This is a genomic window from Pedobacter aquatilis (genome assembly GCF_032678425.1).
Classification (GTDB): Bacteria; Bacteroidota; Bacteroidia; order Sphingobacteriales; family Sphingobacteriaceae; genus Pedobacter; species Pedobacter aquatilis_B.
In genome coordinates, this window is sequence record NZ_JAVTSG010000001.1 from 1,115,895 (window position 1) to 1,140,434 (window position 24,540).

20 protein-coding genes are annotated in these 24,540 nt (G+C 36.3%); 3 read left to right on the forward strand and 17 right to left on the reverse strand.

Going from position 1 to position 24,540, the window contains the following annotated elements:
- Positions 1-17 precede the first annotated feature (17 nt).
- Positions 18-344 (forward strand): 2Fe-2S iron-sulfur cluster-binding protein, encoded by a 327-nt coding sequence (locus R2Q16_RS04725; RefSeq protein WP_029204033.1) that lies wholly within the window; start codon positions 18-20, stop codon positions 342-344.
- A gap of 215 nt (positions 345-559) precedes the next feature.
- Here R2Q16_RS04725 and R2Q16_RS04730 read toward each other — a convergent pair whose 3' ends face one another.
- The 5 genes from R2Q16_RS04730 to R2Q16_RS04750 form a co-directional block, all read right to left on the reverse strand.
- Positions 560-3,163 carry a glycoside hydrolase family 2 protein gene (locus tag R2Q16_RS04730; protein ID WP_316735469.1) on the reverse strand — a complete coding sequence of 868 codons (2,604 nt, stop codon included), beginning with the start codon at positions 3,161-3,163 and terminating at the stop codon, positions 560-562.
- 425 nt (positions 3,164-3,588) lie between these two features.
- Complete coding sequence (locus R2Q16_RS04735; protein ID WP_316735470.1) at positions 3,589-5,835, reverse strand: GH92 family glycosyl hydrolase; 2,247 nt, start codon at positions 5,833-5,835, stop codon at positions 3,589-3,591.
- Positions 5,836-5,923: 88 nt separating this feature from the next.
- A complete protein-coding gene (locus tag R2Q16_RS04740) occupies positions 5,924-7,252 on the reverse strand; it encodes an alpha-L-fucosidase (protein ID WP_316735471.1) in 1,329 nt (442 codons plus the stop codon).
- Positions 7,253-7,289: 37 nt separating this feature from the next.
- Positions 7,290-8,981, reverse strand: a complete 1,692-nt coding sequence (locus tag R2Q16_RS04745) for a S41 family peptidase (RefSeq protein WP_316735472.1) — start codon at positions 8,979-8,981, stop codon at positions 7,290-7,292.
- Between the two features lie 163 nt (positions 8,982-9,144).
- Complete coding sequence (locus R2Q16_RS04750; RefSeq protein WP_290240432.1) at positions 9,145-9,360, reverse strand: hypothetical protein; 216 nt, start codon at positions 9,358-9,360, stop codon at positions 9,145-9,147.
- A 170-nt stretch (positions 9,361-9,530) separates the two neighbouring features.
- Here R2Q16_RS04750 and R2Q16_RS04755 point away from each other — a divergent pair, with 170 nt between their 5' ends.
- Positions 9,531-10,133: a porin family protein gene (locus R2Q16_RS04755; protein ID WP_316735473.1), complete on the forward strand. Its 603-nt coding sequence runs from the start codon at positions 9,531-9,533 to the stop codon at positions 10,131-10,133.
- Positions 10,134-10,180: 47 nt separating this feature from the next.
- Here the strand turns inward: R2Q16_RS04755 and R2Q16_RS04760 are convergent, their stop codons facing one another.
- The 4 genes from R2Q16_RS04760 to R2Q16_RS04775 form a co-directional block, all read right to left on the reverse strand.
- A complete protein-coding gene (locus R2Q16_RS04760; protein ID WP_316735474.1) occupies positions 10,181-12,571 on the reverse strand; it encodes a gliding motility-associated C-terminal domain-containing protein in 2,391 nt (796 codons plus the stop codon).
- Between the two features lie 85 nt (positions 12,572-12,656).
- A complete protein-coding gene (locus tag R2Q16_RS04765; RefSeq protein ID WP_316735475.1) occupies positions 12,657-13,472 on the reverse strand; it encodes a DUF4397 domain-containing protein in 816 nt (271 codons plus the stop codon).
- Positions 13,473-13,482: 10 nt separating this feature from the next.
- A complete protein-coding gene (locus R2Q16_RS04770; protein WP_316735476.1) occupies positions 13,483-15,054 on the reverse strand; it encodes a RagB/SusD family nutrient uptake outer membrane protein in 1,572 nt (523 codons plus the stop codon).
- 11 nt (positions 15,055-15,065) lie between these two features.
- Positions 15,066-18,161 (reverse strand): SusC/RagA family TonB-linked outer membrane protein, encoded by a 3,096-nt coding sequence (locus R2Q16_RS04775; protein WP_316735477.1) that lies wholly within the window; start codon positions 18,159-18,161, stop codon positions 15,066-15,068.
- A 233-nt stretch (positions 18,162-18,394) separates the two neighbouring features.
- Here R2Q16_RS04775 and R2Q16_RS04780 point away from each other — a divergent pair, with 233 nt between their 5' ends.
- Entirely contained in the window at positions 18,395-19,144 is a 750-nt protein-coding gene (locus R2Q16_RS04780; RefSeq protein ID WP_316735478.1) for a DeoR/GlpR family DNA-binding transcription regulator, read from the forward strand.
- Positions 19,145-19,193: 49 nt separating this feature from the next.
- Here the strand turns inward: R2Q16_RS04780 and R2Q16_RS04785 are convergent, their stop codons facing one another.
- The 8 genes from R2Q16_RS04785 to R2Q16_RS04820 all read right to left on the reverse strand — a co-directional run bounded on the left by R2Q16_RS04785 (position 19,194) and on the right by R2Q16_RS04820 (position 24,319).
- Positions 19,194-19,637: an Hsp20/alpha crystallin family protein gene (locus tag R2Q16_RS04785; protein ID WP_316735479.1), complete on the reverse strand. Its 444-nt coding sequence runs from the start codon at positions 19,635-19,637 to the stop codon at positions 19,194-19,196.
- A 33-nt stretch (positions 19,638-19,670) separates the two neighbouring features.
- A complete protein-coding gene (locus R2Q16_RS04790; RefSeq protein ID WP_316735480.1) occupies positions 19,671-20,051 on the reverse strand; it encodes a hypothetical protein in 381 nt (126 codons plus the stop codon).
- Positions 20,052-20,055: 4 nt separating this feature from the next.
- A complete protein-coding gene (locus R2Q16_RS04795) occupies positions 20,056-20,283 on the reverse strand; it encodes a hypothetical protein (RefSeq protein ID WP_316735482.1) in 228 nt (75 codons plus the stop codon).
- 3 nt (positions 20,284-20,286) lie between these two features.
- Complete coding sequence (locus tag R2Q16_RS04800; protein ID WP_316735483.1) at positions 20,287-20,553, reverse strand: hypothetical protein; 267 nt, start codon at positions 20,551-20,553, stop codon at positions 20,287-20,289.
- Between the two features lie 502 nt (positions 20,554-21,055).
- Entirely contained in the window at positions 21,056-21,406 is a 351-nt protein-coding gene (locus R2Q16_RS04805; RefSeq protein ID WP_316735484.1) for a hypothetical protein, read from the reverse strand.
- 10 nt (positions 21,407-21,416) lie between these two features.
- Positions 21,417-21,968 carry an RNA polymerase sigma factor gene (locus R2Q16_RS04810; protein WP_316735485.1) on the reverse strand — a complete coding sequence of 184 codons (552 nt, stop codon included), beginning with the start codon at positions 21,966-21,968 and terminating at the stop codon, positions 21,417-21,419.
- A gap of 363 nt (positions 21,969-22,331) precedes the next feature.
- On the reverse strand, positions 22,332-23,246 hold the full coding sequence (locus tag R2Q16_RS04815; protein ID WP_316735486.1) for a hypothetical protein: 915 nt from the start codon (positions 23,244-23,246) through the stop codon (positions 22,332-22,334).
- A gap of 314 nt (positions 23,247-23,560) precedes the next feature.
- A complete protein-coding gene (locus tag R2Q16_RS04820; RefSeq protein WP_316735487.1) occupies positions 23,561-24,319 on the reverse strand; it encodes a DUF4197 domain-containing protein in 759 nt (252 codons plus the stop codon).
- Between the last annotated feature and the right edge of the window lie 221 nt (positions 24,320-24,540).

Here is a 24,540-nt window from a genome sequence, read left to right on the forward strand (position 1 = left end):
AAGTAAGCAGCGAAGAAATGGAGAACAACATTACAATATATATGCAAGAACCGGATGGTTCTGTAACACCTCACGAGGCGCCAACCGATATGGGGCTTAGTTTGATGGAGTTTTTAAAAGCATCTGAATACGACATTTTAGCGACTTGTGGCGGAATGGCATTATGTGCAACTTGCTGCGTGGATGTTTTGGAAGGCGAAGAAAAACTTAATGAAATGACGGATGATGAATATGCAATGTTAGATACCTTGCCAGATTTATTACCAAACTCTCGTTTAGCCTGCCAGTTACAGCTTAATAATAATATGGACGGATTGAAAGTTAAACTTCACGGTGTGAGTTAATTTAATCTTTTGATAAAACAATAAAGGCGATGCAAATGCATCGCCTTTATTGTTTTATCTATAATGAGATGCTAAAATGAAACCGCTAGTTTTTGAATCTTTTTCCGTCATTGCGAGGCACGAAGCAATCCTGCAACTATCGCTAAGCAAATAAATTATCGCTTTAAGATTGCTTCGTACCTCGCAATGACGAGTTGAACTAAAGACAATTGAACCTATCTAATTTCTACTCTTTTCGTTTCTACATTCCAGCCGTAAACTTCAATCGCATTCTTTTCATTGCCAGTATATTCTACTGTAACCGTTTTGCTTTCGCCCGGTAAAATGCTGATGTAATTATCAGAATAAAACGCTGGTAAAACTCTTTTGCCTGTTGCGCTATTGATTAACGCTACTCTGTTAAAAAATGCTACCGGATTTCCTTTTTCGTTACTCAAGGTTACCACAACTTTTCCTTTTGATCTTTGAGTTGCGATGATGCTTACCGGAGTTGTTTTCATTTTTTGCAAACCAGCGTATTCACCATCTTTGCCTGGTAGCCAATAAAAATTATCGCTCAATACTTTTTTATCTGCATTTAAGATTTGTAGAGATACAAAAACACCCTCTTTCTTTTCAAGCTTTTCTAAGAAAGTATTCATCGGAAAAAAGCGCCTAACAGATGATGGTCCGATGCTATTAAACACTTGCGAATAGAAATATTCTTTGCCTTCCATATCAAAAGCACTGGCTTTAATCATTAAATTATCCAGGTTTTTGAAGCCATTATTTACAACCGTAACCATGCTATCAATAGGATTCATCATAATTTGTAAAGGTTCGCTTCCCTTGCGTAAACCATATAAACAGGCATTTGGATCGAGGTAATAATCATACATCTGGCCGCGAAGTGCCGTCCATGGATTTTGCGTTTTCCAGATGATTGAACCTGTATACCAATCCCACATTTTATTTGAAAAACCTTCCATAAGCGAACGATATTGGTTGTAATTAACCAACTGCGCTTTCATTGCGAAATCTTCGGCATTTTTAGCTTTTCCATAAGGATTTATATGCTCATCATAACCGATATATTTATGATAATCCCAAACAGAATCGGGCTTGCTTTTAAATTGCGGCGCAACCATATTTTCCTTCGGAATGAACCTTTCTAAAGAAACATAGTCGCCTACACCAACAGAACCAACTTCTGAGTTATAAGGGAAAGTTTGATTTGCCCAAAAACTCTTCGTATCCTGAATACCATATGGACCATCGCCGTTTCCACCTAAAGCATTAAACGACATTTCATCGCTATTCGAGAAATCAAACAAAATTCTTGTACCATCCAAGCGAGGTAGAATATCATTTTTAAGCGGTTGTAAAATATCTTCAGGAGGGGTGATTTCATTTCCACCGCACCAAAACGCAAGTGATGCATGGTTACGCACCATTTTGATTTGATCTTCCATTGCGGTTAATACCAGATTATGGTTATCCGGGTATTGTCTTCTTGTCCATTGGTCTTCCTTTTTCATTGGGTCTACCCAGCGACCATTACAATCGCCGCTGAACCAAAAATCCTGAAATACCAATAATCCATATTTATCGCAGGCATTATAAAATTCTGGTCTTTCGATTAAAGCGCCGCCCCAAATACGAATAAGATTCAGGTTCATATCTTTATGGTAACGAACTTCTGCATCGTATCTGGCATCGCTGAACCGCAGCATTGCATCAGAGATTATCCAGTTACCACCTTTGATAAAAATCTTTTGTCCGTTAACATAAGCGCCCATACTTTTGGTATGCTCGTTCCAAATGTTATCAATCTGGCGAATGCCCACATTAAGGTTTTCCTGATCTAAAACTTGACCTGAAGCTAAAAACTTAACCTCCATATTGTATAGGTTTTGCGCTCCATAACCACTTGGCCACCAAAGTTTCGGATTCTCTAATTTTAAATCGGGTAATGCAACTTCACTTTTTTTATTTGCTGCAATAACCACTTGTTTTGAAACTGTTTTACCTCCGATTACATATTGTAACGTTCCGTTAATTGCTTTTTCTGTTGGGTTTTCGACTTCGATGGTTACTTTGATAGTAGCAGGCTGTTGTTTTCCTTCGGCTAATCTTTTACCTGGAACAAGTGTTACTACGTGCGGATTAGAAATATTAATTGCCTTTGTTTTCTCGATGGTTACTTTATCCCAAATACCGGTGTTACGGTCGCGAATGGGTTGAATCCAATCCCAGCCTGCCGTATATTGTGTGGTCAAACCTTTGGCAATTGTGCCATCGCCACCTTGCCCGCCGTTTGCATTGCCCGGGTTATCTGGTGGATAAACGATTACTGCCAACCTATTTTTGCCATTGGCGGCCAGTAGTTTTGTAATGTTAAATTGCTGACGAAGATGCATGCCTTCATAAACCTGTGCATTAACTTTTTTGCCATTTAGGTAAATCTCTGCTCTGTAGTTTATGCCACGAAATTGAAGCCAAACCTGTTCGCTACCTAAAGCTTTCTCGTTGAAATCTTTAACAAACCAATAAGTATAGTGGTCATTTCCTGTTTTATAGATGTCTGGAATTTTTTCGTTATTCATTCCATAAAATGGATCGGGCACTTTATTGTTATTGAGCAATGTGGTCAGTACCGTCCCTGGAACTGTTGCAGGCATCCAGCCTGAGGTAACGAAGTTTTCTTTGGAAATTTGCGTTCCATTTCCATTAACTTCTTTTACGTTAGCGCAAAACCAACCTGAGTTTAGTTCATAACGTTGTTGTGCTTTTAGCGTAAAAGCAACCAGAATTAAAAGACCTGTAAAAATTTTCTTCATAATTATTTATTTATTTTGTCTTAGCCAGACAGGCTTCTTTCTTTTTGACGTCAAAAAGAAACAAAAACCGCCGGCTTAAAATTTTTCTATTTAAGTCAGCGGATTGGATTTGACTGTGCTAACCGAAAAATTTGTTAGGCCGGAAATTAGGAAAACGAAGATTTTGTGCTTTGGCTTAGTTAAACGTTCATGCTTATTAAAAACTTATGCCCATTATAATTTAAATACATCAAAAACCCATTATTCTAATATTATATTTCTTTGAGCTTCTCACCCGATGAAATAGAAACTTTAATTATAAACCTGATAGAACGGAAATACTTTTTGTTTTTAGCCTGAGCGAAGCGAAAGGCGACAAAAAGATTGCAGTGATAGCAGGGCTGATGACCGCCAAAAGCTTTGACGGTCATTTTCTAAAATAAAAATTACTTACCCGAAACCGGTCTATCGGCAGGTTTTACCCCCCAAGTTTTCGATGGTTTGCTACCCATAAAGATTTCCATATTGCCGCCAGCCATAATGGTTTTGTGCAACAGGAAAGATTTAGTGTAAGCCTTACCGTTTAATACAATTTTTTGAATGTATTTATTTACAGCGCTATTATTAACCACTTTCACGTTAAATGCCTTATTGTTTCCGAGTTCGATTTTTGCGTTTTTTACCAGTGGTGTACCAAAAACATAAGCTCCATTTGCAGGGTTTACCGGGTAAAAGCCAAGCGAAGTGAAAATGTACCAGGCGCTCATTTGGCCTACATCTTCGTTTCCACACAAACCATCAGGCTTCGCCGTATAAAATTCGCGGTCAATTTTTCTGATTAAATCTGCTGTTTTCCAGGGCTGACCAGCGTAAGCATATAAATACGGAATGTGGTGGCCTGGCTCGTTACCTTGTGCGTAATTGCCAATTAAGCCAGAAATGTCTGGAGAACTGCCTGCATCTAAACCAGCTGGTACAATAAACAGCGAATCTAACTTATTCAAAAATGGTTTATCACCGCCAAAAAGTTTTATTAAACCTTCTACATCTTGCGGAACCAACCAAGTGTACTGCCATGCATTTCCTTCGGTATAATCATCACCGCGGTGTTTTGCAGCAACCGGACTAAAAGGCGAGCGCCACTTTCCATCGGCTGTTTTGCCACGCATAAATTGAACATCTTTATCGAAGTATTCTTTGTAGAGTTGTGCTCTTTTTGAAAAGTATTTATAATCTTCGGTTTTGTTTAAAGCTTTTGCCATCATGGCGATACAATAATCGTCGATAGCATATTCTAGTGCTTTTGCAACCGATTCTTCAACCTTATCTGACGGAATAAATTTTAACTGTTGTATGTATTCGATACCGTTAGTTTTTTGCAAAGCAGATTGTTTTACTGCCTGATAAGCCAGGTTTACATCAAAACCACGATAACCTTTAAGATATGCATCTACAATAACCGGAACGGCATGATAGCCAACCATGGTATTCGTTTCGCTTCCCATTAAATGCCAAACCGGAAGTTTGCCTTGCTGCTTGTAAATAGCCAACATTGTATTGACCACATCGCTAATTTTATCCTGGTGAATAATGGTAAACAATGGATTTGCAGCACGGTAAGTATCCCAAAGTGAAAAAGTTGTCAGGTTGTTAAACGAAGCATTCTTGTAAACCTGTTTATCTGTACCTAAGTAATCTTTATTTACATCGTTGTACAAAGAAGGCGCAACCATTGTGTGGTAAAGTGCCGTATAAAAAATCGTTTTTGTATTGTCAGATGCATCGATTTTAACCTTTGAAAGTTCCTTATTCCATTTAGCATCTGCAGTCTTAACGGTTGATGCAAAATCCCAGCCTGGTAATTCGGTTTTTAAGTTAAGTATGGCATTTTCTATGCTCACCGGAGATAGCGCAACCTTAATTTGAAGTTCATCATTATTTAATGAAGCAAATTCTACCGCAGCCTTAAGCTTAACGCCTTTTAAAGACTTTCCACTTTTAACGGCAGTACTATCGTAAAGAATTAAATTTTTAATGGGTTGAGATAACTTGATTACAAAGTATAAACGCTGGTCGTTTGCCCAACCCTTAGAATTTCTATGACCAACAATTGTGGTTTCATCAACTTGCTTTAATGATGATTCAACTGGTTTATCCCAACCGATGCCTTCAATTAAATCGATAATGATGTGGGGATTTTGTGCGTTTTTCTCAAATGAATATTTATGAAAGCCAACACGTTCAGTTGAGGTTAATTCTGCCTTGATTGCATACTTATCTAATAAAACACTGTAATAACCTGCTTTTGCAACTTCATTATTATGCGAAAACTTTGAAAGGTAACCATCACCATCTGGAGTTGTTCCTTTATCTACAATTAATTTGCCAGTGGCCGGCATTATCGAAACATCGCCTAAATCGCCAATACCAGTTCCGCTTAAATGTGTGTGGGCAAAGCCTGTAATTGTATTACTAACATAATTGTAGCCACTGCACCAATCCCAACCTTCCATAATATTGTTTGGCCCTAATTGTACTGCACCGAAAGGCACATTTGCACCTACAAAAACGTGTCCGTGTTTGGCTGAGCCTATTAATGGATCTACAAATTGTGTCAGGCTATTTTTTTGTTGGGCAAAAGTATTGAAGCCCAAAAGCATAAAGAGGATTAAGTGTAGTTTTTTTAATTGCATTATGGTATGATTTAGGTGGTTAAAAATCAGTTACTAAAACGTTTTACCGATTTTTATCCTATATTGATTTCTTGCCTAAGATATATATTTATTTAGAAATTTCTAAAACCACTACATTATCGATTTCCTGATTTGAAAAACCAGTGGTGATTTCTACATTACCTTTTTGGTTTACGAATTTTACTGGTGATTTATCTTTAAGCAAATAGGCCTTTTTGATTTTCTTAAATGGAAATTGGCTAAGCTTAACCGAAGTGGTTTTATCATCTAAAACATGAATGTAAACCCTACTGTCGGTTTGTGTAACACTACCCCAAGCTTGCGGCTTAACAAAGCCTGCTTTGGTACCATAAATGCTTTCGCCATAAATTTTTAGCCAATCGCCCATTGCACTTAGCCTATCCTGAAATTCGGGCTGTATTTTTCCGCTTGGCATTGGCCCGATGTTCAGTAGTAAGTTAGCGCCTAAACTAGATGCTTTAACCAGCATATTTACAAGTTGCTTCTTACTTTTATAAGTGGTATCACTTAAGTTATAGCCCCATGAATTTGAAATGGTTTCGCAGGTTTCTAATGGTAACTTATCTGATGCTTTTTGAAAACTTAAACCCGAACTGTTTTCTCCGGGTAAATCACGCTCAAACATTTGAAAATCCTCTCCGGCAAAGGGCGTTAAATGGTGGTTATTCCCAATCATACATTGGGGCTGGAGTTTATGAATTAAGCCGTAAATTTCATTGTACTTCCAATCCAATCGTGAAGACCTGTCGGCTGCACCTTCTGGTTGCGTTTGATCCCAATGCCCATCGAACCAAATCCCTCCTATTTCACCATAATTGGTTAACAGTTCGGTTAACTGATTCTTCATAAAAGCGAGGTAACTTGAGTAATCACTTTTGGCCTTTCTACCCGAATGCTGTCCGGTTCTTCCGGTTTCGTAAGGATAATCGTCTCTGCGCCAATCCAGCAAAGAATAGTAGAAATAAAGTTTAATGCCTTGTTTGTGGCATTCATCCGCAACCATTTTAACAATATCCTTTTTGTAAGGCGTATTCATAATGTTGAAGTCGGAATATTTTGTGTCCCATAAACTAAAACCATCGTGGTGCCTGGTAATTAAAGTAATGTATTTCATACCTGCGTTTTTTGCCAGGCTTACATAAGCAGCTGCATCAAAATCAACAGGGTTAAAAAAATCTTTCAGATTGGTATAGTTGTGAACGGTTAGCTTTCTATCGTTCATTACCCATTCGCCGCTACCGGGAATGCTAAATGGCCCCCAATGTATAAATAAGCCAAAACGGGCATCTGCAAACCATTTCCGCTGTGCTAAATTTGCCTGTGTTGGAACATAGTCTTGTGCAGATAAACAGCATCCACAGAGCAAAATAATTGCTGACAATAAAAGTTTTTTCATTGTTATTGGTCTAGATTTTATTGACTTGAAAGAAATTTTAATCTATACTGGCGGTTTCTTTAACCGGTTTTCCAATTACTTTGTAGTTTCCATCACCCTTTAAAATGGCAAGCATCTGGGTTTGGTTATTGAAAACAGATTTCGCCGCAGCTAACTCTTTATCATACTGGAAACTCTGTTCTATTCTGCCCTTTTCGTAAAAATAGCGACTGATAATCTGTGTTTCTAAAACCCTTTTAATTTCTGCTTTGTGGTTGGTTAAATCTGTTTTCTTAGCGGAAGTAAGTTTGCTTTTCAGGTTATCCAAATCTGCCTTTACTTCGGCGGTTTTATTTTCTTTATCAGCTTCGTAACGCAATTCGGTTAATAACCTTTCCGTACGACTTTGGTAACTTAGATCTTTTTCGGCTAAGCTTGCAGAAAAAGCGGTGTAATCCGCATCACTTATTTGAAAATTTTTAGCGGATTGAATGCTTGGCTTATCTCTTCTAAAATGATTGGCATAGTTAAAAAACAGGCTTTTATTTAACATAGTAATCGTTATCGGACTTAATTTCTCTGCACCGACAACAATATCAGGATATACGCCATTGCCACTATATACATTTCTACCACCTCTAGTTTGGTACATGGTAATTGTAGAATCTGCAAATCTATCTACAGAACCATCTGCATTTCTATGTGCGTAATCTAGTTTTTGGATGCATCTACCAGATGGTGTATAATATTTAGCAACCGTAACTTTAACCAAACTATTATAGGGCAAGTTAAAGGTTTGCTGAACCAAACCTTTGCCATAACTACGCTGACCAATTACAATGGCTCTGTCTAAGTCTTGTAACGAACCTGCAACGATTTCAGAAGCTGATGCAGAATTATTATTCACTAAAACAACCAATGCAACATTTGGCGAAATTGGCATATTCATGGTTTTATAGTTGATGGTTTTCTCTGCATTCTTTCCTTTTTGCGTAACCACCAATAAATCTTTATTAACGAAAAGATTTACAATTTTAACCGCTTCCTGTAAAATACCGCCTCCGTTATTACGCAAATCGAGTACAATACCCCTCGGGTTTTCCTTGTTGATATTAACCAAGGCATCTTTAACTTCCTGTCCGGAATTTTCTAAGAATTTATCCAATTTGATATAACCTATTCCATCGCCAACCATGCCTGCATAAGTAACGTTTGGTTGTTTTATCTCCTCCCGAACAAGTTTTTTAGAGATTTCCTTACCATCGCGAAGCAAAACTAAATCTACCGCTGTACCCTTTGGTCCACGGAGCAACTGACTAATTTGCGCCCTATCTTTGCCTTTGGTTTCGATACTATTGATTTTAATAACCTGGTCTCCAGCCCTAATATCTTGTTTGTTTGCAGGATAACCTTCGCTTACTTCATTTACAAAAAGCTTTCCATCAATGAATAAAGTACCCGCACCAATACCACCGTATTGTGTGCTTACGTACTTAAGTTTGTAATCTTCTATTTCAGATTCGGGAACATATTCTGTATAAGGGTCGAGGCTTTCTAACATCGCATCGATACCTGTTTTCATTAAGCCTGGCGCATTGGTTTCATCAACATAGTTGATGTTAATTTCCTTATATAAAGAGGCAAAAATATCCAGGTTTTTAGATACCAGAAACAAATCTTCTTTAAAAGAAAAGGATAAAATTGCGATACCAGATACGGCAGCAATGATTAAGTATTTGATTTTTTTCATCCCCTTATGATTGAAACTTTATGGGTAGTGCGAATTGTCAACTACCTAAAAGATTATTGATTTATACATTGTAAATGTACAAAAAGGGATAAAGATTAAAAACAGCTTAAAAGGCGAAAGCGTAATTTAATCGTTATTGAAATGTCGTTTTTATGGATATGAATTAAAGTCTGTTGCCTTTAGTATCAGCAAGTGCTTTTTGAATGGTAAATTCTACATAAGTGCGATCGCGTTTAACCAGCTGCATAATATCCTGCACCAACTTATCTTCATTACCCGGGGTAAAATCTAAAGGCGCATTAACAAGATCGCGATACTTTCTAAAGAACTTAATTTTTACTTTCTCTGCGTTATCTTTTGTAAGTTGAAAATTTGCCATTTCTATTTCGTTTGATGCAAAAGTAAAAAATATTTAGGCGTAGTCTAATTGTTTTCGCACATAAAATGTAAAATTTTTTATTGCCTGAAAATTTCTCGCATGATAATTGTGTTAAAAGTGCGTTATAGTTCAAAAAACCCAAAATATCGAAAAAATTAAACACAATTAAAATGAAAAAACTAATCTTCTCTATTGTTTTCCTAACCATTGGTTGGGCAACAGCACAGGCCCAAACATTCAATTTAGGTTTAAAGGCGGGTGTTAACCTTGCAAAAATGAATGCTGATTTTGCAAGCGATGAAAACCGTCTAGGTTACCAAGTTGGAGCCTGGGCCAGAATTGGTGGTGCAAGTTTTTATGTACAACCAGAGGCTTACATTGGCAGCAAAGGAAATAAATTTATCAGTTTTACAAACAATAACAATACTGAAGTTGCAGCAGAAGGTAAGGTTAAATTTACCACTTTAGATATCCCGGTATTATTGGGTACAAAGTTTGGCGCTAAAAACTTAAATTTTAGATTAATGGCTGGCCCGGTTTTATCATTAATTCTTGATGATAGCTCAACCTTTAGCTCAGCTTACCAACAAGCAACTGATTTTAACAATTACAAAAACCAAGCTTTTGGTTTACAAGCGGGTGCAGGTGTAGATGTTGGTGCAATTTCTGTTGATTTACGTTACGAAGCTGGTTTAACGAACATCAGTAAAAGTGAAAAATACAAACAAAACCCTAACTTATTTCAATTGAGTTTAGGTTTCAAAATTTTGTAATTAGAAATTACAGAGCAAATAAAAAAAGCGGCCAATGGCCGCTTTTTTTATTTAATTATTGTTAAACTGCCACTTAGTTTACCACATTCGGTTTTTAAATCAATTAAATAATAATAAATACCAATTGCTAATGACTTACCATTATTGGTGCCATCAAATTCTTTAATATATCCTTTTGAATTGAAAACCCGTTCACCGCTTCGGTTAAAAACAGAGAAATCAGCATTCGGATAATTTGCAGCTCCGGAAATTTTCCAAGTATCATTTATTCCATCTCCATTTGGTGTTATTGAATTCGGAATTTGTAATAGTTTATTTTCAAGCCGTGTAAAATCAATACTTTCTGAGTTAACGACACAGCCAAATTTATCAGTGACTATCAAAGTGTATTTATCAGGCTTTACATTTTCAATGTTTAATTCTTGCAAGACACTAATTCCCTCGGGATTTACCCAACTGTAAGAATATGGCTCAGTATTCCCAATAATTTTTAAACCTGATGCACTTATTGTTTTACCATCGCAACTAATAAATTGTTCCATTTTAGAAAGGTCAATTATTGGTGAGGTGGATATACCAACATTAAAAGTTCCTGCAACGTTTGTGCAACCGTTATTATTTGATGCCATTAGCGTGTAATCTCCTGCAGAAATATTTGAAAGTATTTGTGTATTACCAACAACATTTCCATTTTTATCTGTCCAAATATACTCAGTTGGTGATTCAGTTTCGAAGCTCAGAATCTCAATACTTCCATTTTTATTATTGCAACTTGCCGGATTAATTTTACTTGATTTTACTTTGTATGATACTGCCAGATTTTTAATTGTGTAACTTACAGACACTACTTCACAGCCACCAGGCTGACTAGCTTTTAGTTGATATGTACCTGCAGAAGCATTTTTTAAATCTCGTTCATTGCTAACAAATTCATTTGATGAGTTGTACCAATTGAATACACTAGCATCACTAACGTTTACGTTTAATATACTACCGTTGTTAGCTCCGCAAAAAACATCTTTTATGTTTTTAGAAGCATCATTAATTATAGGTTTAGAAAATGTAGAAGTTGCACCTTCAGTATTTGTCCCAGTACTAGTTATGCCGCCTGATATTAATCCAGAATACCTCCAAGCACCATTGTTGTCTGTTGCCAGTGTTGCTATCCAAGTTTTACCCTGGCAATCAGCACATTCATCATCATAAAATAGTTCTATAATCGAATTAGGCAAATAAATACCTGATGCAGAGTTGGCTGTTATTAAATCTATTTTGGATTGAGTGATCACTTTCCCACTTGGAAGATCTTTAAATTCAATTGCAGATTTCCGATTACAAAAAATGCTATTCTTTAATATCGAAACGGGATAGGAAAAATCGACCTGAATTGCTTGTTCGTTGTATGCAATAATGTTTTGCTCTGATAACGAAACTCCACCAATTACACCAGCCCCACAATTATAAAGTTCTATTCCATATTTAATATTGCCAAAATTTTGATTGAGCGAATTCGTACCGATGTAATTGTGTTGAATTTTATAACCACTATTTATATTATCAAGCACAATACCTTTTTGTTGAGCAACGATATAATTATCATTAACTTTCAAACTAACATCCCGTCCATTCATAAAAATCCCAGTTGATAGTTCCGAGGGGAAGCTTTTGGTTTTTGTTATATCAAAGCCAATTGTATTGAATGAGACATTAACATTACCCCTCATCCCTCCTAATGAAATTGCATTAGAATTAGCGCTAACAACATTCCCAAATCTATCATCAGCACCTCCAATTGTTGAATTTTGTAAATAACTTAAATCAATCCCTACAACATTCCCTGCCGCAATAGTTCCAGATGGGTCTAAACCTATAATATTGGCGGAGATAATGATATTCTCTAAGTTATTCGGAGTAGTTGGAGATATAACTGAGGTGTAATTTCCACCGAAACAATTCTGTTTATTAGGTGCTCCAACAATTACGTTTTTAGAATTTTTCAAAAATATTCCCGCTTTACGATCATCCGCAGGCACACCAATTTCAGAAAGAAAGTTACTAAAATATAAACCGTAAATATTTATATTCTCAATGCCATCTATAACTAATCCATGGTAAAAAGGGCTAGAAGCTCTAACCAATTTCACCTTAATGTTTTGGCTACCAAAAAATGCTGATGACTGAGTTGTAGCATCGATTGTGATATTTGAAGTTAATGCTGGAAGTTCTTCAGTCAAACTGATTGTAACATCATCAATATTAAAAGTGGGGAGATTAAAAAAAATATTGTCTGGAACGGCTGAACCATTTGCATTCGCATCTAAAATCGCTTGACGCAATGAACCTATTCCGGCATTTGCATTATTGTAAACCGTAAATATTGCGGCATTTGTTTGAATATGAATAAAAAGTAATGCCAAATAAATCCTAACAAACTTCATGACACAACAAGATACAACATTTGAAATTCGCTTTAACAAAAAAAGGTCTCGATTAAACCGAGACCTTTAAAAATTATTCAATTTATTATTGATTAGCCGTATTATCAAGCAGTGGCCTGTTAGCTGCTGTTGCCGAAGTAACAGTCATATCGCCTCTAGCACCAACTGTGTAAGTTCTTCCGCCTAAAAAAGCAACAACTCCATTAGTTGTACCATTTCTTGAAATGATATTTGTTGCTGATGATGGATATCTAACATACAATTCATAACTACCTATCGGAACGGGTACAAATGAAGAACCGGTTTTATAGCCAATATTTGTCGCTACGACAGTTTCTACAGCTGTTACTGAGTTTTTTATAACCAGATTCATTCCCGATGTACCATTCGGAATTGCATTAACAAAACGAACATAAGAAACAGTATTTAGGGCCGTTGCATTAGGTAATATATCCTCTAACACAAAAGATTCAGCAGTTTTAGTAGTGCTATTGTAAACTCCACTAGTATAAAAAGAATAGTATTTACCGTTAGTTAATGACGGGCTAACTTCTGATATAGATACATTTGGATTTGTCGTTGCAGTTGAAGAAACAATTCCATTAATTTTATATGTACCACCAGTTATAGCACTGTAATTAGATGCTGGATATACACCTCCGTAAGCAGTACCAGCTGCGTTTTCTGCACCAGTAGCACTTAGAATACCTGAAACCTTTACACCGTTTGCATAAAAATTAACAGAAGGGGCACCTGCTGCAAAATTGAAATATTTTATTCTTGCATTGTTGGCTGCATCTAAAGGCAAATCTATCACTTGAATTGAATTATCTTTTTTACAAGACAAGCTAAAAACTGAAGCAAGTGCAACTGTCAGTAAGCCAATATATTTAATTTTCATAATGAACGATTTAAGGTTGAATAATCCAAGTTGGCTTGGTATGATAATCAGTGGCTAACCCACCAATAACTCCTAATGCAGTACGGTTCCAAACATATTCTGAGTTGTAACGAGGTCTAATTCTGTACGCTGGTTTACCTGCATTTTCAGAATAAAGCGTTACTGGAAATACATATCCTAAATAAATTTGCTTGCCAGTTTCAGGATCAGCATCAGTATAATGATATCTTCTCATGTCCATCCAAGTTTCTAAATGCCCCCAACCCCATTGCGCAATATATTTCTGACACATAATTTGTGTTAATGTTAAACTAGCCGAGGAAGTTGGAACAATTAAAGGTGAGCTTAAGTAAGCTGTTTTCTCAGCACTTGTAATTTGAGTAGGTGTTTGATTATCTTCAATATTTCTAGCATTAACAAAATCAATGTGTGTTGAAATACCGTTAGTGTATGCAGTTAAAGCGGTTGCTTTATCACCCTTTTTAAAGGCAGCTTCGGCTTTAATAAATTGTAACTGAGAATAAGTCATTATTGGTAGCTTACATTTATCAGAAAAAATGTATCTGCCTTGTGTATTTGCCGCTGGTGCAGATACTGAGGCAATATTCCAAAAATTATTAGGAAGTTGTGATGCAGTAAATGCTCCCGTTCCGGCTGCTGTAACAATTCCTCTATATACGCCATCTGGTGATGGTGCTAACATTCTGCTCATACGAGGATCGTTTACACCTGTAAATTGCGTTCCGTTCATCAAATTCACAATGAAAGGTGTTTGTCTGTAGGTTTGCATATTACCTCTAGTTGGACCTAGGAAATTCCTATCATCATTACCTGTAATACCGGGATAAGCCATCAAAGCATCATCAGCACTACTTGTAAATGATTTATCAACTGCCGCAATTACATCATCTGGTTTGTAAGAAGCCTTATTACTGTAGTGATTTAAATTAAGTGCCAGCATACCATAAGCTAATTTTAGCCATTTGTTGCGATCACCTTTGTAAATCAAATCAGTTTTACCTAAAAATGCAGCATCAACAGCACCATCAGTTCTTTGCAAATTTGCAATAGCTGATGTTAACAGGCGTTGAACTTCTTGATAAGCATACTCTTGACTGTCGTAATCAAACACATATTTTGTCGGATCGATAGCTTGCTTAACAATGATTTCTCCATGAATATCAGTTAATGTTTGCCATCCCCAGGCTTTTAGAATCTGTCCAACACCTAATAAATCCCAGCGCTGCTCAGCCTCAGCCTTGGTGTTCATATCCACTAAGTTTTGGCCAAAACTCCAATAAACATCTCTCCATAATTGAGCTCCGTTATCTGATGCAGGATCATACCCTTGTAAGTCCCAAGTTGTACCAGCAGTTGTTGAGGTCCAGTTTTGTGTATATCTACCGATAAATCTTCCATCGTATTGTGGCGCAGTAACCATCCAATGTAACATTGGCGATAAATATAAGTTAGCCGTAACCGTTTGAGGGGCATTTGGATTAGTATTTACATCCAGATATTTTTTACAACTACTAACAGTGAATAAAAGTCCGGTTAGTAGTATTAAATATATTTTTTTCATAATCTTTTCTATTATAATCCGATCTTAATTCCAAAGTTTAAACCAATTGGCATTGGGAAGTTTCCATAATCGATACCTGCTGCTCCAGAACCGCCAACCGCAGCAGTATTACCATTAACTACTGGATCTAAACCTGTATAATTTGTAAGTAAGAATAAATCGGTACCCGTAACGAAAACACTGGCACTTTTAACAAATTTTTGCTTACGGAGTAAGGTTTGTGGCAATCTGTAATTAAATGTTACATCACGGAGTCTTATCCAATTGATGTCTTTTTCGATGAATAATTCTTCACTTACGGTTGAGTAAAAACCATTTTGATAATATGGCACGAAAGAAATATTGTTAGCAGTAGGCGTAGCAGTATTTTCTCTTCCATCTTGTAAAACACCAGGGATAATTCTTGGTGTCATTCTATCTAGTGTATTTGTACTTAAACCAAGTGTGGTTAGAAAATGCTGGGTAGCATTTAGAACATCACCACCTTTTCTAATATCTAATAAGAAAGAAAGTGACATGTTTTTGTAAGTAAAAGTGTTTGTTAAACCGATAGAGAAATCAGGTTGTCTATCGTAACCACCTTCAATAAAAGTTGTAGAGCGTACCGGAATTCCAGTTGTTGGGTTAATTAATAGTTGCCCGTCCTTATTTCGAAGATAGAATAAACCAGTTAATGAGCGTGTTGAAAAACCAGGTGTATTTCCATTACGAACGTTTGCATATAACCATGTATCAGACACATAAGATTCTGGCAAATCATTAGGTAATGATAAAACCCTACCCTTTGCAGATTCAAAATTGGCCAAAACATCCCAGTTAAAATCTTTCGATTTTACTGGCGTTCCACGCAAAGTAATCTCAATACCTTGATTTCGTGTTGAACCACCATTTAAGTTTAATAAAATAAATCCTGTTGCATAACTACTTCTAATATCATTTACAATTTGATCTGTCGTTTCCTTACGGTAAACTGTTACATCCAAACCTAAACGATTATTTAAAAATCCAAGTTCTGCTCCGAATTCGTAAGATTTAGCAAATTCAGGCTTTAATCCAGGATTTGGTCCCGTAAAACCATATCCATAACCACCACCAGCTGTAGTTTTATTTTCTAATGTTGGCACGTAGGCGTATGGTCTTGCATCTTTACCAACATTTGCATATGCCGCTCTTAATTTACCATAGTAGAAGATATTTTTTAGACCCTTAAAGGCAGGAACATCTGTAAAGACAAAACTTCCCTGTACTGAAGGATACCAAAATGAGTAACGATCAATCGGGATAGTTGAGGTACGGTCATTTCTAATTGTTCCTGTTAAGAACAAATAGTTTTTATAATCGAAAGTAGCTCTTGCAAAGAAACTCACCAAACGGCGTTGACTGATTGATGTTCTATTTAACTTAGTTGCAACATTATTTAGTGAGTTAAAATTTGGATCAAGGAAATTTTCTCCATAACCAGCATCCACATTTGATTTTAAATTTTGCAATGAGTTACCAATTGTTGCATCAAATGAGATCGCATCAGTAAGTTTTTGCTTATCAAAATTTATTAAGTTTTGTAAGTTGATATTTCTCGTAACATCATTAGCAATATCAATAGTTCCACCTCTGCTAAATGCTGAAGCACTCTCCGGATGACGAACAATTAAATTTTGGTTCGTGTAAGAATCTACACCGATATTAGTTTTAATGTTTACCCAACTGAAAGGTGTAATCGTTAATCCTAAATTTGAAAGGATTCTATTCGTTTTTGAGTTAATAATATTCTTATTTATATTGAAATAAGGATTATCAATCTCAGCATTTCCTGCAGAACCAAATGCTAATAACTTTCTTGTACCTGCAGGAGTTAAATAATTTGTTGCATCATCGGTTTGCGGCCAAACCAATAAACCTAATAAAGGACCAATGCTTCCTTTTAATGGCTGATCGTTTACTGAATAACTATAGTTCATCGATAAGTCAGTTTTCAGCCAGCTATTTATAATACCTTGCGAAGCTCCAGTTAAGTTAATTCTTTGATATGCAGAATTAGGAACAACACCTTCTTGATCTGTATAGGATGTTGAAATACGGTAATTAACCTTTTCTGTGCCACCCTCAAAAGCTAAATTATGTCTTTGAGTAAAACCCGTTTGAAAAAAGTCTTTAACATTATCAAAAAATTGAGTTCCTGCAGCATACTCAGGACCAAAATATTGATAAATATTATTTAGAGTTGATACGGAATTAGGTACACCACCCCCACCTAAACCATACTGTTTTTGTATTTCTGGATATTTTCTAGTTGTTTCAACTCTAAAACTGTTACTGTAATTAATAGCACCTGCACCTGCTTTTGCTCTTTTTGTTGTGATAACGATAGCACCATTAGCTGCATCAATACCATATAAAGCAGCAGCTTCTGGCCCCTTCAAAACCACTAAGCTTTCTATGTCTTCAGGGTTAATATCTGCAGAACGGTTTGTGAAATCAACTCCTCTGTTGCTAAATGCTGTATTTGAACTTGCATCTGATACAAACGCCGAAGTGTTTAAGGTCTTATTATCAATTGGTAAACCATCCACAATCATTAAAGGCTGATTACTTCCACTGATAGAACTCACACCACGTATCGTGATTGATGAGGATGCACCCGGCACACCTGATGAGCTAGTAACTTCGACACCAGCAACTCGCCCTTGTAAAGCATTAATAAAGTTTTCACGTTGCGTTTCAGCAATTGCTGCGCCACTTACCGTTTGCTGCGAAGTACCTAATTCGCGTTTTTTAACCGTGTTACCTAGTGCCGTGATTACAACTTCATCCAAGCCTTTTGAATCGGTTTGCATCGAAACGTTGATAGTCGTATTTGTGCCGACTGTTCTTTCGGTAGTTGCATACCCAACATAAGTAAATATTAAAACGTCGGTTTTGGAGGCTCTAATTGAATAGTTTCCGTCTCCATTGGTTTGTGTTACCAAGGTGCCACCTTTTATTTTAATGGAAACACCAGGTATTGGTCCGTCGGCAGACGTAACCTTACCAGTAACTGTTATTTGTGCAAAAGCATGAGCCAGCAACAAAAACGTACCAATAAAAGTTAATAGTAGTTTTTTTTTCATAAACTGCCTTTAAAGAATAAATAAATTTGATTAGTTGTTTAGCTTGTTAGTCAATTTAAAACACGCACAATACCGCATGTTTATCAATATTTTAGCTAATATCATAAATGTTTTTCAATAAGTGAGCAAACATTATTAATTATTATTTACAACCAGCAACACATAATTGCATAAAACCGCAAAAACACGCAATTATTCAATATTTTTTTTACATTAGTAGAAACCAAACCTATATGCTCAAAAAAGAACGACATGATTTTATTATGCGCCAAATCAATCTGCACAACAGGGTGCTTACATCAGATTTGGTTCAGTTACTAAATGTATCAGAAGATACCATTCGAAGAGATTTGCAAGAGCTTGTTGATTTGGGCAAACTGTATAAGGTTCATGGGGGTGCGCTATCTAAATCTTATCATTCTTCATTTGACGATAGCACGGTGTATGCCCGGGACAGCAAAATTATTATCGCCAAGAAAGCTACAAGTTTAATAAAAGATGGCATGGTTGTTTTAACCGGAGGCGGAACAACTGTACTGGAATTTGTAAAGCAATTACCAGAGAATTTAGAGGCCACATTTTTTACGATTAGTCCATTGGTGGCGGTTGAACTAGCCAAATACAACAATATTGAAGTGATTTTAATTGGGGGTTCTTTTTCTAAAAATTCTCAGGTTTCTTACGGCGGAAGCGTTATTAATCAATTATCAGAGATAAAGGTTGATTTATGCTTAATGGGAACAAGTGCGCTCCATCCAGATGAGGGTATGACCGATACAGATTGGGAAATTAATCAGTTGAAAAAAGCAATGCTTGCTGCTTCAAGAAAGTCGGCGGTATTGTGCATTTCTGAAAAATTAGACATCTCGCTCCGATTAAAAGTTTGTCCTATAGAAAGCATTAGCTATTTAGTTACAGAATTAAATGATGATGATGAATTACTTCAACCTTATCTATCTAAAAGCGATGTAAACATTTTATAACAAAAGCCCCGAAAATATTCGGGGCTTTCTACTTTATAATAGACGAAACTTAATTTACAGCTATATCTTTAGCTGGCATGTTGGTTTCGGGATTTTTAGGAAGTGATATCTTTAAAATTCCATCGGTATAATTAGCCGAAATATTCTCGCTAATTACTTTTCCATTTAAGGCAAAAGCTCTTTCGAAAGCACCGTTGCTGTATTCTCTTCGACTAAACTTTCGCTCCGATTCACTATCCTCCTTCGGCGTGTAAGAAATGGTTAGAACATCATCTTTGGTTACTACTTTTAAATGTTCCTTAACCAATGCCGGGGCATAAAGATGAATGATAAATTCCTCATCCGTTTCTTCAATATCTGCCGCTACACTTCTAAGCTTGCTAAAAAAATGTTCTGCATGGCGGGCAAATCTACCATGATGATTAAATCTTCCACCCCTTGCTGCCCAACCTCTATTCATTTTGCCGTTACGGCATCTATCTTCGTTATACATTTTGTTATTTTTTTAATTTTTTAAATCTGTTAATTAATCTGAAATTCCATATTGTGTTTTCGGAATCCCTAATAATTGGGTTATGATACTTGCGTATGGATAAGCCGGCGAAAAAACAGCATAATCAAATTTTAGTCCTTTGATTTGACCAACGATATTGTCGATAAACTTCATTGGCTCTAATAAAGCCGTTATCAAACCTGATTTTTGGCTTTCATTATTGCGCTTGCTAAACACATCCAAATCTGTGGCATAAGCTTTAAAGTCTGCACCGATGTTTTCTATAGGCTGTTTAAATTCATCCGAACTAAAAAATGTAACCTGCTCGCCACGGGTAATCATTTCGCTGGCTAAGTTTAAAATCGGTTTAACCTCATTCTGCAACGGATTGCTTAAAAATAAAACTTGTGCCATATGATTACTTTTTTAAACTGTCAATCGGTGTAATTACATTTTCGTTAGTCTTTCTGTTATGATGACTAAAACCATGATGTCTGTTGTATTCCTGGCAGCAATCGTGTTCGCGATAATGTCTGTTTTTAAAATCTAATCTATCCCGATATCCATTTTGAACAGCCAAAACATTTAAGCTGTAAAACGTTGCGCCTGCAACTGCCAACGCTAATAATATTCTAAATGCTTTCATTGCTTAATAATTTATGTTAATGTTTTGAGCCTGACCACTTCCCTGTATTGTAGGTTTGTACCATTGATTATCAATCGGAACGATGTTAGAATAATGGTTTTCAAAACCTTTAAAATGCTCCATAAAATGCCTGCGTTTTCGGTGGGCAAACACCCGTATCACCATGCCAATTACCATTGCAATTAATATAAATTTAAATATGAATGGTATGAAGAATGCGGCTGTACCAAGTACAATCCCGAATCCTATTGCTTTTAATATCTTCTTCATTTTCTTATTTCCTGTTATTTAAATAGGTAGACGATAGAAGTTTATTTTTACTTTAAATAATTTGATTTTTTTTCACCACCTAAGAAAGTCTCGCCCTATGAATTTGCCATAGAATTGAGTTTCTGCAATCACATTCTCCTTGAAGAGCGGGAAGTTTATGATTGTGGGTTTAACCTTGAGCCTGTGTAATGGAGAAAAAACACCACCAACTTCGATAGTTGCGAGGACTGGCATAGCAGATATTTGTAGTAAAAAACGAAAAACTGTGTACAGTTTCGATCATAAACCACTAAACAAAATAATTTTCAGCTGTGTGGAGGTTTTGTGAAGTGGAAAGCGCCTAACAAATTATTTTCGAAAACAGTTTATCGAATTTTTACACAAATAGATGCAAGCCTTGAACTTTTGCTTCTTTTGGTTCAAGCCAAAAGAAGATCGCCAGTCTGGCTAAGGCAAAAGACAACGAAAACCAAAAAAGCCAGCTTTTCAGCTGGCTTTTAAATTATTCCTTATTACGATGTCCCCATCCTCCACACCTGCGTTTATATTCTTCTTTAAACTTTGCCCGTTGCTCCTCATCCATACTATCCCATTTTGAACGTAAATCCCAGGCTTTTTCTCTAAAACGGTTTCCCGGACCGCCGCCGCCTTTGTTAAAATTACCAAATAGCAACCTGCATAAAACCAATAAACCCAGAGCCTGCCAAAAATTCAATCTTCCGGCATGTACAACTTCAGGCAAAATCCAGTTCCACAAATACATTACAATAAAGCCTAAAGCAGTTGCGATTAAAGCCACCACAGGTAAAAAGAAAATAAATTTCTTGCCCTTACTAAACTTTCTGTTTCTCATCTCCCACTAATTAATAGTTTATAAATTCTTGATATAAATTTTGTAATCGACTCCGTAAATGCTTTACAGCATAGCCTTTTCTCGATATTAAAGTCTTAATGTTCTCTCCTGTTTCATCGGCCAATTCCTGAAAAGTCCGGTCTTCCAGTTCATTTTGCACAAAAACGTAACGTTGATTTTCCGGAAGCTCTGCCAAAGCCGTAAATAATTGATCCCAAAAGAGCTTTTTTAAACTTTCTTCTTCTGGCGAAAATGATTCGGCTAGTAAAATCTCCCTGAAGTTGATTTCGCCCTCATCATCTTCATAACTCAAATCCTCAATTAGAACATCTTTTTGCTTTCGGTAACGGTCGGTAATCTTGTTTCTGGCTACACGATAAAGCCAACCACCAATCTGCTCAATTGCTCCGGCCTCTGGCTGGTTGCTCAATTGGTACCACACATCCTGCAAAATATCTTCCGCATCCTCATCCGTATTCACCCGACCACGGATGAAACTAAACAAGCGCTTGCCATAATCGGCAACCGTAGAAATTATATTTTGGGGTTCGTTTGTTGGCACTAAATTCTCTTTGTTAAACCAGTAAACGGATGAAAGCCAATATTACTTTAAATTATTTTGTTTTTTTTGAAGGAAAAAATAAATTTCAGAGTTAAAATTTAGAAAATGAATGGAAGCGGTTCTTGGCGGCTCGCGGCCCTGCTTTTCATTACAATCTTTTTTAAACTTCTGTAACGCTCCTCTTGTCGTCATTGCGAGGAGGAACGACATGGCAATCTTTTTCGTAAGCTGCTAAAAAAGTATTTCCATTGCAATCAGGTTTAAGAAACAATGGTAAAGCGCCATGGCTAGACTTACGAAGTTTAAACCCGCCAAAACGCAGAAAAACTTCGTAAGTCTAACCCGTAAGCAGCGCTATAAATCTTACTTCAAAGCAGCAGTTGGATAAGTGCCTTTATCAACAAGCAATTTAGTGTCACCTTTTAAATCAGAAACATAGATTTTACTAGCTGCAGATTTTTCCGAACCGCTGTAAAAAACTCTGTTATCAGCAGTTACAAAAACATAAGTTACATTCATACCAGCAGGTGAAATTTGCTTCACCTTTCTGTTTGCTAAATCCAAAATATAAACGGCTTCGTTTTGTTCGTCTTTTTTATCAATTGCATTAAAAATAAGATTTTCCCCGTCCTTTGTATAAAAGAAACGACTTCCGCTCGACACGCCATAATCGCCGCCAATTAAGGTTGAAATTGCTTCGGTATTTAAAACTTTTCCAGAAATATTAAATGTATAAAGGTTTGTCAAATCGTGGCCTATTAACTCATTTTCGCTTTTCCAGGTTGGTGAGTAAACATTAATTTGCGAAGCAGCATCTAAAATTAACAAGCCTTTATTATCAGGTTTAACGATACCTATTTTCCAAATATTTTGCTCATTAAAAATGTTAAAGGCAATTAAACCTCCACTTGGCGACCACATGGGCTGGTAGTAATTGCCACTATTTGCCAAAATCTGCAGTTGGCTTTTGCTTTCCATATCGGCAACCCAAATGCTTCTATGCCCGGCACTATCGGTAACGGTATAAGCCAGTTTATTTCCATCAGGAGAAATGGCAGGATTCGTGGCACCACCAAACGAAATCTGTTTCATGGTATCAATACTCGTTGCCACAATTTTATTTTCATCCTGATAAGCCAGCGCAAAATTTTTATTGCTCAATGAAACAGTATCTAAAATAGCTTTTGAAGTTGCTTCGTTAGATTGATTATTACAAGAAATAAATGCCGTTGCAAATGGAATTAAAAAGATTGCAAATCTGCCTGAAATTTTAGTCATGCACAATTTTACAAATAGTTTTTAAACAATAAAGATTCAGACTTCAAAAGCACGTAAATCTTATTATTTTATGATGTTCATGTAACACTAAGACTTGAATTAATAAGCTAAAACGTTCATATAAAAAAAGCTTAATCTTTTAATTTTTCTCTCCATCTTTTCATTTTAATAAAACGAGCTTTCTTCGCACCTTGTAGGGACCTTGTTCGAGACTTCTTCGAAAAACAGGTACTTTTTTCGAACAAGCTTCGAAGGAGCTCCGAACAAAGTGCATCCTTTTACTCTTCTTATTAATGTTATTTTTCTTTTATGCCTTAACTCTTTTTCTTATCCGCGTAACCGAAAACTTTTTGAAGCAGTGTTGTGCTTCTCGAACTGAAGTTATCCCTAATTTTTAACTCTTCTTTTGCTACTTCAATAAATAAACCTTCAATGGCTTTTTGAGTTACATACTCCGTTAAATTGGTATTTACGGGTTTTACCAAAGGCAATCTGTTGTATTGAGTAGTTAAATCGCTATAATATTTCGTAGCATTCACTTTATTTAAGCTTGTGGTTACAATCGGACTAAATTTTTGCATCAATTGTGCTGTAGTAACACGCTTAAAATACTCAGTTGCAGCATCTTTGTTTCCTAAGAGAATATTTGTCGCATCTGTTAAAGTCATTTGCTTAATTGCCGAAATGAAAATTGGTTTAGCTTCAGTTGCAGCATCTTCTGCTGCTCTGTTTAAACTTGTAATTACATTATCGCAAAGTTTGTTTAAGCCAATTCCTCTAAGTGTTCTTTCAACTTTTTGCGCTTCGGGCGGCATTAATATTTTCACAGCAAGGTTTCCAAGAAAGCCATCCTTTACCGAAAGCCTATCGGCACCTGCAGAAACACCAATTTGCAAGGCCTCTTTAATTCCTTGTCCAATTTCTAAAGTACTTGGCGTTCCATTTGCGTTGATAGTCGTGTTTTTTTCGGTTACTTTTTTAAAAATATCGCTAAGCTTGAACTGAGCATTGGCATTCAGATTTGTAAATAATATTAATGCCAGGGATGCAGATAGAATATTAATTTTTTTCATTTGTGTGTGTGTTTGGTTTTGCTATGCAAAATAACTGCCATAAAATTTATTCGTTATCAAAGATAGGGCTTTGCGGAAAATCGAAATGTCAAATTTTGCTTTCTAGTGATGCGATTAGCCCTTGAATATTTAGGAGAAATGCGCCTACTAAACCCGAATAGAGTGGAAATACTTTTAATATTGCAGCAACCCTGAATATACCGTCCTGCTGAAACCAAAGC

What these genes read in the sequence shown, in the direction of transcription:
- R2Q16_RS04725 (WP_029204033.1), top strand. Translation starts at nt 18, where the DNA reads ATGGAGAACAACATTACAATATATATGCAAGAACCGGATGGTTCTGTA.
- R2Q16_RS04730 (WP_316735469.1), bottom strand. Translation starts at nt 3,163, where the DNA reads ATGAAGAAAATTTTTACAGGTCTTTTAATTCTGGTTGCTTTTACGCTA.
- R2Q16_RS04735 (WP_316735470.1), bottom strand. Translation starts at nt 5,835, where the DNA reads ATGCAATTAAAAAAACTACACTTAATCCTCTTTATGCTTTTGGGCTTC.
- R2Q16_RS04740 (WP_316735471.1), bottom strand. Translation starts at nt 7,252, where the DNA reads ATGAAAAAACTTTTATTGTCAGCAATTATTTTGCTCTGTGGATGCTGT.
- R2Q16_RS04745 (WP_316735472.1), bottom strand. Translation starts at nt 8,981, where the DNA reads ATGAAAAAAATCAAATACTTAATCATTGCTGCCGTATCTGGTATCGCA.
- R2Q16_RS04750 (WP_290240432.1), bottom strand. Translation starts at nt 9,360, where the DNA reads ATGGCAAATTTTCAACTTACAAAAGATAACGCAGAGAAAGTAAAAATT.
- R2Q16_RS04755 (WP_316735473.1), top strand. Translation starts at nt 9,531, where the DNA reads ATGAAAAAACTAATCTTCTCTATTGTTTTCCTAACCATTGGTTGGGCA.
- R2Q16_RS04760 (WP_316735474.1), bottom strand. Translation starts at nt 12,571, where the DNA reads ATGAAGTTTGTTAGGATTTATTTGGCATTACTTTTTATTCATATTCAA.
- R2Q16_RS04765 (WP_316735475.1), bottom strand. Translation starts at nt 13,472, where the DNA reads ATGAAAATTAAATATATTGGCTTACTGACAGTTGCACTTGCTTCAGTT.
- R2Q16_RS04770 (WP_316735476.1), bottom strand. Translation starts at nt 15,054, where the DNA reads ATGAAAAAAATATATTTAATACTACTAACCGGACTTTTATTCACTGTT.
- R2Q16_RS04775 (WP_316735477.1), bottom strand. Translation starts at nt 18,161, where the DNA reads ATGAAAAAAAAACTACTATTAACTTTTATTGGTACGTTTTTGTTGCTG.
- R2Q16_RS04780 (WP_316735478.1), top strand. Translation starts at nt 18,395, where the DNA reads ATGCTCAAAAAAGAACGACATGATTTTATTATGCGCCAAATCAATCTG.
- R2Q16_RS04785 (WP_316735479.1), bottom strand. Translation starts at nt 19,637, where the DNA reads ATGTATAACGAAGATAGATGCCGTAACGGCAAAATGAATAGAGGTTGG.
- R2Q16_RS04790 (WP_316735480.1), bottom strand. Translation starts at nt 20,051, where the DNA reads ATGGCACAAGTTTTATTTTTAAGCAATCCGTTGCAGAATGAGGTTAAA.
- R2Q16_RS04795 (WP_316735482.1), bottom strand. Translation starts at nt 20,283, where the DNA reads ATGAAAGCATTTAGAATATTATTAGCGTTGGCAGTTGCAGGCGCAACG.
- R2Q16_RS04800 (WP_316735483.1), bottom strand. Translation starts at nt 20,553, where the DNA reads ATGAAGAAGATATTAAAAGCAATAGGATTCGGGATTGTACTTGGTACA.
- R2Q16_RS04805 (WP_316735484.1), bottom strand. Translation starts at nt 21,406, where the DNA reads ATGAGAAACAGAAAGTTTAGTAAGGGCAAGAAATTTATTTTCTTTTTA.
- R2Q16_RS04815 (WP_316735486.1), bottom strand. Translation starts at nt 23,246, where the DNA reads ATGACTAAAATTTCAGGCAGATTTGCAATCTTTTTAATTCCATTTGCA.
- R2Q16_RS04820 (WP_316735487.1), bottom strand. Translation starts at nt 24,319, where the DNA reads ATGAAAAAAATTAATATTCTATCTGCATCCCTGGCATTAATATTATTT.